Below are 15,089 nucleotides of genomic sequence, written 5' to 3'. Positions count from 1 at the left end.
ATGTGAGTGAAAGCATATTAAAACCGAAGTTTTAATGGTACCTATGGTTTTAATGGTTTCTTTTATTTAATGTGATTAACGCCTTATTTATAAGCGTGGTTTTTATGGTTTCTTTTCTAAATTGAACAAATAAATAACATTTATTAATTTAACCTTAATTGAACCTGTTTTTCAGAAAAATCTCTTTCTAAACCTTGCTGTGCAAGGGATCACAAGTTTCCGGCAAACCGGAAGCCCCAGAAGAAAAAGATGATATATTGCTAGCTTCCGTTGCTGCCGTGCGTGAGAGTAATGAAAGTATCATTTCAAATAAAACTATTTATTTCACTGGTTCTCTTTTTCTCCGTGCTGTTTGCTTTGCTCGGTAGCTATTATTATATCGATGTGGGTAAACAGCTATATCAGGAGATGAGCGGACGGGCAAAAATACAGGCAGAAGAAATAGCCATCATCCCTAGCCTACGTAAACAGGTAGCGGATAAAAACATCCCTGCAATCCATGATTTTATGCAGAAATTAGCCGCCCGCAGCGACGCCAGCTTTATCGTGATTGGCGATAATAAAGGTCTGCACCTCTATCATTCCGTATTTGACGATCGGGTGGGTAAAACGTTGGTTGGCGGGGATAACGCGGAAGTGCTGCAGGGAAAAAGCACCACCACGATTCGCCAGGGCGGTCTTGGCATTTCGCTACGCAGCAAAGCGCCTATCTTCAATGACAGTGGCCAGGTGGTGGGCATTGTCTCAGTCGGCTATCTCACCAGCTATCTCGATACCATTACCGTCAGTAAAGTGGTCAATATCCTGATTGCCGCCGTGCTTCTACTCGTCGCGCTGTTTATTTTCTCGTGGTTTTTCACCCGCAGTATTAAAAAGCAGATTTTTTCCCTCGAACCCCGTGAAATCGGCCTGTTGGTACGACAGCAAAAAGCGATGATGGAGTCAATTTACGAAGGGGTCATCGCCATTGACGATAATCTGCGTATAGAGGTGATAAACCAGGCGGCGAGAAAGCTGCTCGGGCTTAGCCTGCCCGCACGCGAACTGCGCGGGCAATTGATCGATGAAGTGATAGCACCTGTGCCCTTTTTCTCCCGCGGGACCATGCTACGACAGGATACCCACGATGAGATCTGCCACTTTAACGATCTGACGGTGATCGCCAGCCGCGTGCGGATCATGTTGGAAGATTCTCTGCAGGGCTGGGTCATCACTTTCCGCGATCGCAACGAAATAGATTCGCTCAGCGCGCAGCTAAGCCAGGTCAAACGCTACGCCGATAACCTGCGCATTATGCGCCACGAACAGCTGAACCGGATGACGACGCTTTCAGGTTTATTGCACATGGGCCGCTATGATGAGGCGATTCGCTATATTCAGGCGCAGTCTGAGCACGCCCAGGAATTGCTGGACTTTATCTCCTCGCGCTTTAGCTCGCCGACACTGTGCGGCCTGCTGCTAGGGAAAGCCGCCCGCGCCCGCGAGAAAGGCGTGGCGCTGCGCTTCGACCCGGGTTGTTCGATGAGAGAGGCGTTTACGCCGCTGGCGGAATCTGAGGTCATTTCGATTATTGGTAATCTGCTGGATAACGCCATCGAAGCCACGCAGCGGGCGCCGCTGCCCCATGAGCCGGTAGAGGTGTTGATCCTGCTGAATGAAAGAGAGCTGATCATCGAAGTGGCGGATCAGGGGATTGGCATTAAACCGGAGATCCGCGAGCGGATCTTTGAGCGCGGTGTGACCACCAAAACACAGGGCGATCACGGTATCGGGCTGTATCTTATCGAAAGTTACGTCACCCAGGCTGGCGGTCTGATTGAAGTGGCCGATAACACCCCCCATGGCACCATTTTCTCACTGTTTATTCCCGTCACGGGAGATGCCCGGTGTACCTCACAGGAACTGGAAGATATCGACTATGCAACATGAACTTATCGATGTACTGATCGTAGAAGATGAAAACGAACTGGCGGCGCTGCACGCGGAGCTTATCAGCAAACACCCGCGTCTGCGGCTGGTGGGGATTGCCGCGTCGCTTGCTGACGCCCAGTCGCAGCTGGAAAGTAAACAGCCGCAGCTGATGCTGTTGGATAACTATTTGCCGGACGGTAAGGGGATTACGCTTATCAGCAATCCAATGTTGCTGCGCGCCAACTGTTCGGTCATTTTCATCACCGCAGCCAGCGATATGGACACCTGTAGCCAGGCCATTCGCAACGGTGCGTTTGATTACATCTTAAAACCAGTGTCGTGGAAACGCCTTAGCCAGTCGCTGGAACGTTTCGTCCAGTTCGCCGAGCAGCAGCGGGTATGGAAAATAGTCGATCAGCAAAACGTCGACTCACTCTACCAGCTACAGGCAAAAAACTATCGCCAGGACAACGGCAGCAAAGGGATTGAGGAAAATACGCTGGCGCGGGTCCAGAAGCTGTTTAACGATAAAGTGACGCACTGTTTTTCAGTGGATGAGGTGGTCAGTGAAACCGGGCTCAGCAAGACCACCACTCGCCGATATCTGGAGCACTGCGTAGAGGCCGGTTTTCTCAGCGTCGAGATGCTGTACGGTAAAATTGGCCACCCGCGCAGAATGTATCGCCGCAACGACGCATAATCCCCCATCCCCAGCGGATGGGGGAAACCGCACGGGTTACTTCAGCACGTAGCCAAACAGCCGCATAATGCCGTCAGCATCTTTCTCACTGTACACACCCTGTAGCTCCGGCGAGAAGCCGGGCAGCAGGTTGACGCCCTCTTCCAGCGCCAGGAAGTAGCGCTGCACCGCGCCACCCCACACTTCACCCGGCACCACGCACAGCACGCCCGGCGGGTACGGCAGCGCGCCCTCGGCGGCGATACGCCCTTCTGCGTCGCTGATTCGCACCAGCTCAACGTTGCCGCGAATAAACTCGCTATTGGCATCCTGTGGGTTCATCGCTACCGCTGGCAGGCTCTCTTTGCGGAACATCGCTTTTTGCAGATCTTTCACGTCAAAACTGACGTACAGATCGTGCATCTCCTGGCACAGTTGACGCAGGGTGTAATCACGATAGCGCACTGGATATTTGTTGTAGATAGTCGGCAGCACATCCGCCAGCGGCGTGTCATCTTCAATATGCTGCTCAAACTGGCCCAGCATCGCCACCAGCTGCGCCAGTTTTTCCGGATTTTCGGCCGGGGTCAGCAGGAAGAGAATCGAGTTCAGATCGCACTTCTCCGGGACAATACCGTTCTCGCGCAGATAGTGGGCCAAAATGGTCGCCGGAATCCCGAATTCGGTATAGCGCCCGGTTTGGGCGTCGATCCCCGGCGTAGTCAGCAGTAGTTTGCACGGGTCGACAAAGTACTGATCCTGCGCGTAGCCGTCAAAGCCGTGCCAATGTGCACCCGGTGCAAAGCTAAAGAAGCGGCGTTCGCGGGCGATCGTTTGAGTGGGATGATCCTGCCACGGACGACCATCAACGATCGGCGGGATAAACGGCTGGATCATTTTACAGTTCGCCACAATAGCCTTGCGCGCGTCGACCCCTAATTCCACACACTCCGCCCACAGCCGGCGGCCGCTTTCACCCTGATGAATTTTGGCGTTGATATCCAGCGCCGCGAACAGCGGGTAAAACGGGCTGGTTGAGGCGTGCAGCATAAAAGCGTTGTTCAGCCGCTTATGCGGGCAAAAACGTGCCTGACCGCGAATATGGTTATCTTTTTTGTGGATCTGCGAGGTCTGCGAGAATCCGGCCTGCTGCTTGTGTACGGACTGCGTCACAAAAATGCCCGGATCGTTTTCATTCAGATCCAGCAGCAGCGGCGAGGTATCCGCCATCATGTCGATAAACTGCTCGTAGCCTACCCATGCGGAGTCAAAAAGGATGTAGTCACACAGATGGCCGATTTTGTCCACCACCTGACGCGCGTTGTAGATGGTGCCGTCGTAGGTGCCCAGTTGAATAATTGCCAGCCGGAATGGCCGTGGTGCATCGGCCTTTTGCGGCGCCACTTCACGGATAAGTTCACGCAGATAACCATCGTCAAAACAGTGCTCGTCAATCCCGCCGATAAATCCGAACGGATTACGCGCAGCCTCCAGATAGACCGGCGTCGCCCCAGCCTGAATCAGTGCACCGTGGTGGTTGGACTTATGATTGTTGCGGTCAAACAGCACCAGATCGCCACGGGTCAGCAGCGCGTTAGTCACCACTTTGTTGGCCGCCGAGGTGCCGTTGAGCACAAAGTAAGTTTTGTCAGCATTGAACACCTTCGCTGCAAACTTTTGTGCGTGCTTGGCCGAGCCTTCGTGGATCAGCAGATCGCCCAACTTAACGTCGGCATTACACATGTCGGCACGAAAAACGTTCTCACCGAAAAATTCAAAAAACTGACGGCCAGCCGGGTGTTTTTTAAAGAATGCGCCGTGCTGATGCCCTGGGCAGGCAAAAGTACTGTTGCCCATCTCAACATATTGGGTCAGCGTGTCGAAGAACGGCGGTAACAGCGCGTCTTCATAACGGCAGGCCGCGGCTTCCAGCTCGAGCCACTCTTGCTCTTTACCGGTAATGACCGCATCAACCCCTTCTGGGGCCGCGATACTGTCCGTCGTCAGCACGAATACCGGCAGATGAAAACCGGTACGTTTGAGAAGTGCCAGAATGCCGCTGTGGCTATCGGCCACCGTAATGACGACTGCTGCCACATCGGTAAAGTCGGTGCTATCCAGCGCCACTACGCCGCGGTGGGTGGAGAGACGAGAGACCAGTTCACGACTGGCAGCAATATTCATTGATTTCATAAGCGCAACGACCCGTAGAGGGTGAATAAAAGCCCCGGGCAAAGCCTCAAGCTTTGCCCCACGAAGCGTCTGGGTGCAGCTGAATACAGCTCCGACCGCCAGACATCAGTAAAAGCAGACGTCGTCTAATCTTACTGTTGTCCTGCAGTGAGCGTGCGTTGCCGTCACCGCATGGTGAGCGGAGAATTCAGCACAAAGGAACGGGAGAGCCTTCGCAAGCCAGCGAAGCGGCATTGGCGATGTAATGGCAAGAATGTCATTGCAGGCTGCCCCCTATCAGGAAAGGAGAAAATTCGCGCAATCATTGCACCTTTATTCAGAGGGTGCAAGACGAAATCTTTATGCATTTACTTCAAGGAAAATAGCCACTGAACCGATTAATCAGTCCATAATAATGCAGGATTCAGCGATAAATAACAGGAGTGAATGTGGTTATTGGACCTTTTATCAATGCAGGCGCGGTGCTGGTGGGCGGGCTTCTCGGCGCGCTGCTGAGCCAGCGGTTACCGGAACGAGTCCGCGTTTCCATGACCTCTATTTTTGGTCTGGCCTCGCTGGGTATTGGTCTGCTGCTGGTGATCAAATGTGCAAACATGCCGGTGATGGTGCTGGCAACGCTGGTCGGCGCGCTGATTGGCGAGTTTTGTTTCCTGGAAAAAGGCATTAACAACGCTGTCTCTCGCGTACAAAAGCGGATGAGTAAACCCGGGCAAAGTAGCCAACAAGAGAACTTTATTCAGAGCTTCGTTGCCATCATCGTGCTGTTTTGCGCCAGCGGCACCGGGATTTTTGGTTCGATGCATGAAGGCATGACCGGTGACCCCACGATTCTGATTGCCAAATCCTTCCTCGATTTCTTTACCGCGATGATTTTTGCCTGCTCGCTGGGTTTTGCCGTCTGCGCCATCAGCGTGCCGATGCTGATTATCCAGCTCTCTTTGGCATTCTGCGCTTTCCTGATACTACCGCTCACCACCCCGGCGATGATGGCCGATTTTACCGCCGTTGGCGGGCTGTTACTGCTGGCAACCGGCCTGCGCATCTGCGGCATCAAGATGTTTGCAGTGGTCAACATGCTGCCCGCGCTCCTGCTGGCTATGCCGATTTCCGCCGCCTGGACGGCATTTTTTGCCTGAAAAGTAGTGCTAACTGCGTGAAGTGGTGATAGATTGTGCAACTCGCCGCAAATTTTATAAATTTCGTTGACGAGTCGAGGCGATTACGGTTTAATGCGCCCCGTTGCCCGGATAGCTCAGTCGGTAGAGCAGGGGATTGAAAATCCCCGTGTCCTTGGTTCGATTCCGAGTCCGGGCACCACTATTTAGAAGCCCCAAAATCGTGAGTTTGAGATTGAGAGACCCGGCGTTTCCCCTAATCGCTTTGATTAAGTAAATGGTGTTCGCCATTCAAGACACCAGGGAAAATAGCGACTTACAGCATAATCAATACGTTAAATACCTGGCTGATAATTTTAAGCCGAAAAATGAAAAAGCCCCAGCGATAAAACACCGGGGCTTTTAAGATACTTTCAAATTAAGGTTTAACATTAATCAACTTAGTTATTTGATTCTACTGCTAAAGATGTAGATATTTACAGGATATTTCAGCACTTCAGATATTGCTAGCCTCCTGAAATCCTATTAGAAAAATTTCTATCCTGTTTTTTTTATTAAGAATTATCATTACGATTTTTCTCAATAAATACATCACCCGCGCGATATATACTCTTTGATGCGTTGCCTTACTATCTTCGCCGTTTTGAGATGCCGTATCGGCCATCAACCCAACCGCGAAATAACCATCAACAACAAGGCGTTACATCATCGCGCCATCGTCCACATTATGCGATTGTAGAGCTTTACTACATGGCCTTAAAACCTCTTCGCACAGAGACTCAATTTTCTGCTCAATGCTGAAGAACCCAAACAAAAGACATTTCATGGCCTTTATCGCATCTTACTTTGCCTCGTAAAGGCATATCGGTTAGGAACACTTAACTTAATTCCTTACTCCCGATAAGGCCAATCTACTCGTTATAAACCGCCTGTCAATACTGTATTTAAGTACAGTATAAATCATGTTATCCCTGCCTGTATTACACGTAATAATAACGACTTACTGACTTTTTGTTTTACGCATACGGGTAAAGATTATTTGTATTAACCTGGGTCAAATCAGACTCGTGTTTTGATAATTACTGTGTCCCCGATTCAATTATTCGCCGCGCAGCAACTCATCGCCAAAACTAGTGCGCGATATGAATTCGCTTCTTAATATCCTTCAAAAAAAGTGTGATGGTAAACGTCATCATCACCAACATTGACCACGCGCCCCATTTCCCCACATGCACGGTCGCCCACGCTCCTATCTGATTCGGATACTGCCAGACACCAAACAGCGTACCGAGATTTTCAGCGAGCCAAATAAAGAAGCCAATCAGAATAAAAGCCACCAGTAACGGCATACGGTAAGGTCTGTCATACGGTGTAAAAATAACGCTGGAGCGAGCATAAAGCCCTACGGCCACGCAGGCGATATACCAGCGATAATCACCGATGAAGTGGTGAGAAAAGAAATTGACGTAGATAGCCAGGGAGAGCAGAACGGCGAAGAGAATAGGAGGATGGTGGCGAATCTTCAGATCGAAAAGACGCCAGCATTGAATAATGTAGCTGCCAACGGCGGCGTACATAAACCCGCTGAATAATGGCACGCCCCCCAGTTTGCTCCATCCCGCTTCAGGGTAATGCCATGACCCAATTGCCGACGACGTTTTGAAGAGTTCAAGCCCAAAACCAAGAATGTGGAAGAGCGTAATCGCCTTCAGCTCATCCCATGTTTCCAATCGGGTTGCCACCATAATGAACTGGATAGCCAGCGCAATCAGCAGCAGAAGATCGTAGCGAGCAATCCCCAGCAGACCTGTACGAGGGACGCAGAATATCGCAAAGAAAAACAGGCCAGCGAAAAGGCAGGCACGGAGTTCTTTGATACCAAACCAGAGAAACTCAAGCCCGCCACGCCTCATCCCAACGAGGTGAGTGACAGGAGGGCTTATCAAAAACGAGTCGATGCGATTGAACACGCAAATGTCCTCAAAACGGCTAATAATCCAGGACCTGAAACATAGCATGATTTTACCGCAAGAGAATGTCTGCTAGCGCTTAACTGCCTGTCTTATCTTGGTAAATTACCCTTACCCTCCTCCTGCACCAACCCGGTAAGCAGGTTCAGATTTGCCCCTTCAACTGACATAAGGTGCTCATTTTCTCAGCGTCGGGGATACCCCATCACTGATACACAAACGTCACCCCAATAATCGACTGCACGTTGCCCGCCGTCACCTGCCCCTGCGTGCGCGCATAGTTTGCCGTTAAGCCCAGGCTCACCGCCGAGGTGCTGACTGTACCGAGCGACACGGTGCTGTTTGCTGGTAAAATGCTGCCATTACGCGTCAACTGCACGCCAACCCCCTGCGCGGGTGCCGCTGAGGCGGTATTGGTGAAGATAGAGTTTGCGGAATCTGCCGTCGTACCGGAAAGGTAATACGCCAGCTTCTGGCTCTGCGCGCAGTAAACCGTCAGCGGAATGGCCGTGGAGCCGGGATAATCTGGCAGCGTCACCGTCACATTACGCGCCGAGACGTCGCAGCCGCCGGTAGGCACCACCACGTTATTGTTGGCATAGATGTTCCACACAAACTGAAAGTCATCGGCGTCTTTATTGTTGGTCTGGCGAAGAATCAGTACTGCGATGAGCGTGCCGGCGGTAATCGCCACCCCGCCCGCAGAACTGATTGGCGTCAGGTAAAGTACCGTAGGCCACGGCTTATCTGTTTTTGAGTTGTAGGTGAGTCGCGCAGTTTCCGTCGTCGTCGGGAACGGATAGCTCACGCCGTTGTATTTCACCGTACCGGAGAAGCTCGCCAGAATACCGCCATAGGCTGAACCACGCTGAAGCGTCACGTAGTCGGTGATGGTTTCCGGGTAGTCGTTATGGCAGAAAATCTGCGTCGAGAGATCGACCACTAGGTTTTGCCCGACGCTGACCGCTGGCGCCAGATCCACGTAGACATTGGCGCTACCACCGCCAATCGGAATCGTTGCCCCACTCGCCGTTTTACAGGCGAAAGACCAGGCGTTCAGCGACCAGCCCATCAGCAGTAGCGTGGTCAGCAGGGTTATCATTTTTTTCATCAACGTTCTCTCCTGGTCAGGCGTAGGTGTAGGTGACATTAATCACCGCCTGAATGGTTCCCTGGGTCGCGCCGCCGTTAACCGACAACGCTCTAACCTGCAGCGGGAAATGTGCGGACTGCGACGCCTCATCAACTTGTACCGTCGTTGTGGCACCGGTATTCAGGGTATTGCCGCTGTTATCCTGTAGCTCCAGTTGGATATTTCCGGCGGTGCCCTGGTTTTTGTAGTAACCGGTACTGTCCGAGGTTCCGCTAAAACTGGCGGTGACCCGCGAAGTCCCCACCGGGCAATTGCTGAGATCGAGACCGACGGTATGCCATGACGAGGACGATCCTGCGGCTGTCAGGCTGAAAGTGTAGAGATCGCCAAGCTCGACGGTAGCGTTGACGGTGGAGACCGTGCAGGGTTTTGCTACCACCTTGCCGTTGACGGTGATCGTCACGTCGGCGGCCCGTGGCGCAGAACAAAAAACGCTGAGTGCGGCCGCTAATAGCCATCCGATATGAAACCGTTGCATCAAAGCCTCCGCTTACTGAAACTCAAGGGTAAAGGTTGCCGTAGCGTTCACATGGCCCGGCGTCACCGGTATCTGCGTTGCCATCAGGCGGGCGTAGAAATTGAGCGTGTTGCTCTGGCCCGGCGTCAGCGTGGTCCATGGAATGGACGATGAGGCGGCGTTGATGGGCAACGTGGTTTGCTGCCCGTTCATGACTTCAATCCCCATTCCCGCTGCCGCCGAGGTACCGCTATCCAGTTTGAGCAAGCGCGTATTTTCGTTATCGCTAATGCCAATAAAGCCAACCTTTACCGCCGTGACCGAATTGCCGCACGGTGAAAGCACAATGCGAAACGGCACTGGCGGCGTAGTCGCTCCCACCGAGCCAAACTGCTTGGCCGCGTTGTCCATCAGATCGACGGTAAAATCTTTGGATTCACCCGCCACGGCACAGCCGTTATCTTTGACGTAGCCGCTGATGGTAATGGTACTGTCAGACGCACTGGCATTTGCTGCTGCCAGCGCGAGGAAAACGCCCGGCAGGAAACCGATTTTGCTCATGAGCCTCTCCTTAGTGGCACACCGCTGAAAGCTGGGTAAGCAACTGTTGCTGGCTTTGCGGTGGGACACGGTAGCTCGCCGTACAACTGCCTGCTGCGCCCTCCCCCCATTTAACCCGCACCTTCCCTTCCGGCGGCATACCGCTGAGATAGACCTGGCCGTTATCCGCCACGATGCTGGTGTTTTGGTTATTTTCGGCACTGACCATTGCGCCAAACGGCACCGGTTTACCGCCGCGAGTTAGCGTCATCAACAGCTTCATCCCGACCTGCGCCTTGAACTCCGCACGCACAATCGCACCGTGGGTCGGCACCACGTTGACCACCGCATCGTCCAGATCGACGTTATCGGCGAGGCTATTGGTGTCGAGCGCCACGCGGTTCTCGCGGTATTCGGTGGCATAAGGCAGCACCGCATAACCGCGCCAATCGGTCCGTACCCCGGTCTGGTTTTCCACTTTGGTCCCTTCGGCACCCGGCGCTTTAATCAGCACTACGGTATCGTTAAGCGGTTGACCAAAGGTAATGCCGTTGGCGTGGGCAAGTACGCCGCCGCTCATGCCGTAATAAACTTGTTTGATACCGTCGCTATGGCTATAGCCAACGTTGGCGTTGCCGTAGCCACCGCGGTAGTTCAGCGCGGCATAGCCCGAGCCACCGCTATTGCCCTCGCCGCCTCCCGCGTAACCGGTCTGTACGCTGTAGCTGAGGTTGTTGTCTTCCAGCACGGTGCCATACAGGCCAGCCAGATTGGTCATTCGCCCTTTCATATCATTGGACATGCTGTAGCTGGCGCTGGCCTGGCGCCACGCGGAAGTGTTATCCGAACGCATCCAGTGGCTGAACGGGATATTCACGTTCACCGCCAGCATCTGATCGCGGCCCTCTTGCCAGGCGCTTTTGGTCAGGCTGTAGCTTAAGGTCCAGTTGATGTCATCGACGGCAGTATTCAACCCCACCTGAAGTTGCTCATCCGCGCTGTTGCTTCCCCAGTAGGTCTGATGACTACCGCTCACGTATAGCGTCGCCGTACGCCCAAGCTGCTGCGTCACGCTGACCTGAACTTTGCCGCGTTTGCTGTAAGCAAGGTTGTAGTAATCGGTATATTTCGGTTTCACCTGGATAACCCCATCCTGGGTTTCCACGTCATAGCCACTCATTCGACGGTAGGTGGTGTCGGCAAAACTAAAATAGCCGCGAGTGGAATAGCGATAGCCCACCAGCTGAATGTTGGTGCCAAGTTCGCTGAGCGATTTGTTATAGAGGAAACGCACCGACTGCCCCTGGTGTTGGCTGTCATCGGGAAGCGTGGCATTGGCCTGGGTAATATCCATCGACAGCGCGCCCCAATCCCCCATATTTTTCCCCAGCCCCATGTTGAAGGCGCGATAGCGATCCGCCAGCTGCGTGCCGCCATACAGCGTCCATCCCGCCGGAAGCCCGTGCAGTAATGTGCTTTGGAAGAACGAAGGCTCTTCTTGCTGATCGTTACCACTGCGATATTCTCCGGCGGTAATGGCATAGCGGGTGTGACCTTCGCGCTGTAATACCGGCACCGAGGAGTAAGGGACGGTGAAGTTCTGGCTGCTGCCATCCGCTTCTTTAATCGACACCTGCAAGTCGCCGCCGTTACCTGCGGCGTAGAGATCGTTAATGGTGAAAGGGCCCGGCGGAACCGTGCTGTGGTAAATTTCGTAGCCGTTTTGTTTCACCGACACCTGCGCCGTTCCGCGCGCAATGCCGTGAATCACCGGCGCAAAGCCTTTCTGACTATCTGGCAGCATGTTGTCATCGGAGGCCAGCTGCGCACCGCGAAAGTTAATGCCGTCAAACACGTCACCGTTGGTATAGCTATCGCCCAGCGTCAAACGTGAACGTATCGGCGTAATATCGCGTTCAAGCCAGGTGTTAACGTGCTGCCATTTATTCTCGTTGCTCGAGGCGCTGCCGCCGCTGGTATAGCTCCAGGTCGAGTTATCCCGCAGCCGCCAGGCCCCGAGATTGACGCCGCTTTGCAGGTTCAGGTAGGCATACTGGCTGCTGCCGCCGATATCATTGCGGACATTGTTGCCGGTAAAGTTGTAGTTCAAAAGCCCGGCAGTGATCCCGTTATCCCACAGCTCCGGCGGGATATAGCCGCGCGCCTGATTACCCATAAAGGCCTGAGGGATGGTCAGATACAGCCGCTGCTGGCCCACGTCTAAACGGATTGTGGCATCTTTAATCATCTCGGTTATCGGTACACAGGTTTCGCTGGCCAGCGCGTTAATGCCGCTGACGGCCGCCGTATTCAGCCCCATGCTGACGAGCTGCCCGCGCGTCAGGCACGGCATTAAGCCATGGCCTTTTTCACCCGCGCTGAAGGTGACATCGCGGGTGGTCATATAGCCATCATTCATGTAGATGTCGACGCGGTAGGTTCCCGGCGGCAGTTCCTGTCCCTTCTCAAAGCTAGAAAGGTCAGCCACCGCTGCCGGGTCATCGGCGAGAAAACGCGGGTTAAAATACAGCTCCGCCTGAACCGGAAAGATTGATGTCGCCAACAAAACCATCAGCAGGCTCTGGCTACCGGCTGAAAGTGAAGCGGAGCGCTGCATGCGCAAGGACTCCAAATGGGCGAGTCCAAATTTCAGATATGACATGGTCCCTCCGGTTCGAAAACGCCCGGCTGTCAGTTCTTATTTTATTAATGAGGAAGACTGGGTTCCTCTTCGTTATTGCACGATACCTTTCATACGCGCGGTGAGCGCGCCATAGTCATTGATGGTCTTGTAGGTAATGTCACGACCGGCATCAGCCGGTAATTTCACCTGGGCTTCCCCCATCGGTGGTACCAGCGCGTTTTCCAGCACACGCGTGCCCGCATTCAGTTCGGTTACCGTCAGGTAATATGGTGTCGGGTTAACCAGCGTGAGCGTGCCCGCTCCACGACGGAACGTCAGTTTTTCCGCTGCCTGATCGGACGACAGCGCCAGTTTGGCCGGGCGATAATAAAGTTTGATACGGCTGATAATGGCTAACTGCAGCGTGTTGTCACCGAGCTTCGACTTGTCCATCGACGGAATGGCTTTTACGTTCATCCAGAACAGGCTTTCCCGGTCCTGAGGCAGTTGGTTGTTAGTGGCATCAAGAATACGTAGGGTGTTTTCTTTCTTACCCTGCATAGCGAAAAGCGGTGGCGTCACCACAAAGCGCCCATCTTTCACGCCATCGGCATTCTCAACCCATGACTGAATCAGATACGTACTGCTGTCATCATTGTTGGTGACCGCCAGCGGAACCTGTTTTTGTCCGGCTGGATAAATCACGCGAGTTGCGCCCAGCGCCACTCCGGCTTCTGCACGCGGCGCCATTCCAATGGCGGCTATCATCAGCACGCCGGCCAGTAAGCTGCGTACCGTTGCCCCTGTGTTTTTCATGTTTACCCTTGTTGTACTCACCGTTATTTCCTGTCTTCGGTCTGACTGCTGATTAATTATTGGTAGGTCAATGAAAACCAGGCCTGCGCATTCGCAACACCGCCGGTGACCTGCCGCTCCGTCGAACGATATTTCGCGACAAAATGCAGCGTGGTCGGGCCGTCATAAAGCTTTGCCCAACGTGTTGGTTCGCCGTTCAGCGGTATCAGGCTGCCTTCGCTATCAAACAAGGCGACGCCGATACCAGTGGCAATTCCGGCCCCTTCACCCACCGAGAGCACATCGGGGTCCTTGCCATCAGCAACCCCTTGAAAAGACACACCAACGTGCTGACTGACTTCCGTGTTGCAGTCCACGAGATGGATATCAAACGGAACCGGGCTAGCATCTTCCCCAGCCGCTCGAAAGCGTTGGCTGCTGATTTGCCCCATATTGACCGTCATCAGACGATCGCCCGCATCGACGCTGCAGGCTTCGGCAATAATCTGCCCTTGAAAGCGCATTCCTCCGCCTGGAACCGTGACGTTCCAGCGATTTCCCGCCAGTACGGCCGTTGGGAGCAACAGTAAAATCAGCCCCGACTTCACCCTTCCCATTGCTATCACCTCCGTTCCATCGCGGATAACGAGCCATCCTGGCTCTGAGGGCTTCCTTGCCAAATCAATTACTCGTACTGAACTTTGAAGGTCGCATCGGCGTTAGCGGTACCGGCAGTGGCAGCACCCGTTGCGTAGTAGCGAGCCTGGAACGGAATGACGTTAGTGCCATCGTTCAGCGTGGTAGCGGCGCTGAAGGTTGCGCCATCGAGTGCCAGCGGGGTGCCTTTGTTATCGAGGATCTGCACGCCAACGTTGGTTGCGCTGCCTGCCGCAGAACCCTGCAGAGCCAGTACGGTGTTGTTGGTGGTATCTACCGCATTACCGGAGAATGCTACGGACGCTTTGGTAGAAACGCTGGTGTCGCAATCATCCAACTGAATGTTGAAGCCAACGGATGAACTGGTGCTGCCAGCCGTTGCCAGTTTTGCGGAACGAACCTGGCCCATCTGTACAGTCTGATCGACAGAGCCTGCATCCACCGCACAGGCGGCGTTGACGACTTCACCTTTGAAATGCACCGTACCGCCGTTGACCGTGGTAGGATCCGCAGCCAACGCAGCCGTCGAAGCCAGGGACAGAGCAGAGATGACAACCAGCGCAGCTTTATTAATTCCCATGAAACCAACTCCTTGTTAATTGAAATTGAGAATATTATTCTCGTTTTTTGAAAAGCAATGCTGGGCCGTGACGGCAGATAAATTATCTGTCGCACATAATTGACCAATGCGAGAAAACTGCCGCCAATAGCAATTCAGTCTGGATATCAGATGGTGGAATCACCACCTGCGGTTAAGCTTAGAAATATCCATATAAAATGACATGGTGGCTGCGTTATTACCCCTCAGGCCAAACATTTTTTTCGTTTTTTGTCTTAAGTAATAGATATGCTTTTCGTTGAACCCTGCCATTTCATTTATTTGTGATACAGAATACCCCTCACAAAAATAACGAAAGACAATACGCTCCCTCTCAGAGAATTCTCTCTGATTGAAAATAGTTTCACTTGCCTCGCACAGGCATGAGTACAGCTCCG

The 15,089-nt window shown here is 53.1% G+C and carries 12 protein-coding genes and 1 tRNA gene; 4 read left to right on the top strand and 9 right to left on the bottom strand.

Going from position 1 to position 15,089, the window contains the following annotated elements; genetic code table 11:
- Window positions 1-291 precede the first annotated feature (291 nt).
- The gene (locus KP80_RS02055) at window positions 292-1,929 is read left to right on the top strand and encodes an ATP-binding protein (protein ID WP_052281919.1); all 1,638 of its coding nucleotides are present in this window, start codon (window positions 292-294) and stop codon (window positions 1,927-1,929) included.
- Window positions 1,919-2,611: a response regulator gene (locus KP80_RS02050; RefSeq protein ID WP_052281918.1), complete on the top strand. Its 693-nt coding sequence runs from the start codon at window positions 1,919-1,921 to the stop codon at window positions 2,609-2,611. The genes KP80_RS02055 and KP80_RS02050 overlap by 11 nt, the downstream gene beginning before the upstream one ends.
- 36 nt (window positions 2,612-2,647) lie before the next feature.
- Here KP80_RS02050 and KP80_RS02045 read toward each other — a convergent pair whose 3' ends face one another.
- A complete protein-coding gene (locus tag KP80_RS02045; RefSeq protein ID WP_052281917.1) occupies window positions 2,648-4,783 on the bottom strand; it encodes an ornithine decarboxylase in 2,136 nt (711 codons plus the stop codon).
- A gap of 428 nt (window positions 4,784-5,211) precedes the next feature.
- Here KP80_RS02045 and KP80_RS02040 point away from each other — a divergent pair, with 428 nt between their 5' ends.
- Both KP80_RS02040 and KP80_RS02035 read left to right on the top strand, forming a co-directional pair.
- Window positions 5,212-5,919, top strand: a complete 708-nt coding sequence (locus KP80_RS02040) for a DUF554 domain-containing protein (protein WP_052281916.1) — start codon at window positions 5,212-5,214, stop codon at window positions 5,917-5,919.
- A gap of 105 nt (window positions 5,920-6,024) precedes the next feature.
- A tRNA-Phe gene (locus KP80_RS02035) sits at window positions 6,025-6,100 on the top strand.
- A gap of 928 nt (window positions 6,101-7,028) precedes the next feature.
- Here KP80_RS02035 and KP80_RS02030 read toward each other — a convergent pair.
- The 8 genes from KP80_RS02030 to fimA all read right to left on the bottom strand — a co-directional run bounded on the left by KP80_RS02030 (window position 7,029) and on the right by fimA (window position 14,673).
- On the bottom strand, window positions 7,029-7,868 hold the full coding sequence (locus KP80_RS02030; protein ID WP_052281915.1) for a DUF817 domain-containing protein: 840 nt from the start codon (window positions 7,866-7,868) through the stop codon (window positions 7,029-7,031).
- A gap of 205 nt (window positions 7,869-8,073) precedes the next feature.
- Window positions 8,074-8,979 carry a fimbrial protein gene (locus KP80_RS02025; RefSeq protein WP_052281914.1) on the bottom strand — a complete coding sequence of 302 codons (906 nt, stop codon included), beginning with the start codon at window positions 8,977-8,979 and terminating at the stop codon, window positions 8,074-8,076.
- A 16-nt stretch (window positions 8,980-8,995) separates the two neighbouring features.
- On the bottom strand, window positions 8,996-9,484 hold the full coding sequence (locus KP80_RS02020; RefSeq protein WP_197276138.1) for a fimbrial protein: 489 nt from the start codon (window positions 9,482-9,484) through the stop codon (window positions 8,996-8,998).
- Between the two features lie 27 nt (window positions 9,485-9,511).
- A complete protein-coding gene (locus tag KP80_RS02015; protein WP_052281912.1) occupies window positions 9,512-10,039 on the bottom strand; it encodes a fimbrial protein in 528 nt (175 codons plus the stop codon).
- Window positions 10,040-10,049: 10 nt separating this feature from the next.
- Window positions 10,050-12,680, bottom strand: coding sequence for a fimbrial biogenesis usher protein (locus KP80_RS02010; protein ID WP_052281911.1), 2,631 nt, complete (start codon window positions 12,678-12,680; stop codon window positions 10,050-10,052).
- A gap of 72 nt (window positions 12,681-12,752) precedes the next feature.
- A complete protein-coding gene (locus KP80_RS02005) occupies window positions 12,753-13,457 on the bottom strand; it encodes a fimbria/pilus periplasmic chaperone (protein ID WP_156315557.1) in 705 nt (234 codons plus the stop codon).
- A gap of 56 nt (window positions 13,458-13,513) precedes the next feature.
- The gene (locus KP80_RS02000; protein ID WP_052281909.1) at window positions 13,514-14,053 is read right to left on the bottom strand and encodes a fimbrial protein; all 540 of its coding nucleotides are present in this window, start codon (window positions 14,051-14,053) and stop codon (window positions 13,514-13,516) included.
- Between the two features lie 68 nt (window positions 14,054-14,121).
- Window positions 14,122-14,673 (bottom strand): type 1 fimbrial major subunit FimA, encoded by a 552-nt coding sequence (gene fimA / locus KP80_RS01995; protein WP_052281908.1) that lies wholly within the window; start codon window positions 14,671-14,673, stop codon window positions 14,122-14,124.
- Between the last annotated feature and the right edge of the window lie 416 nt (window positions 14,674-15,089).

It is taken from the genome of Kluyvera genomosp. 1 (assembly GCF_001266615.1).
Lineage (GTDB): Bacteria > Pseudomonadota > Gammaproteobacteria > Enterobacterales > Enterobacteriaceae > Kluyvera > Kluyvera cryocrescens_A.
Note: the sequence above shows the minus strand (reverse complement) of the source record. Positions and strands in the feature narration are given on the sequence as shown.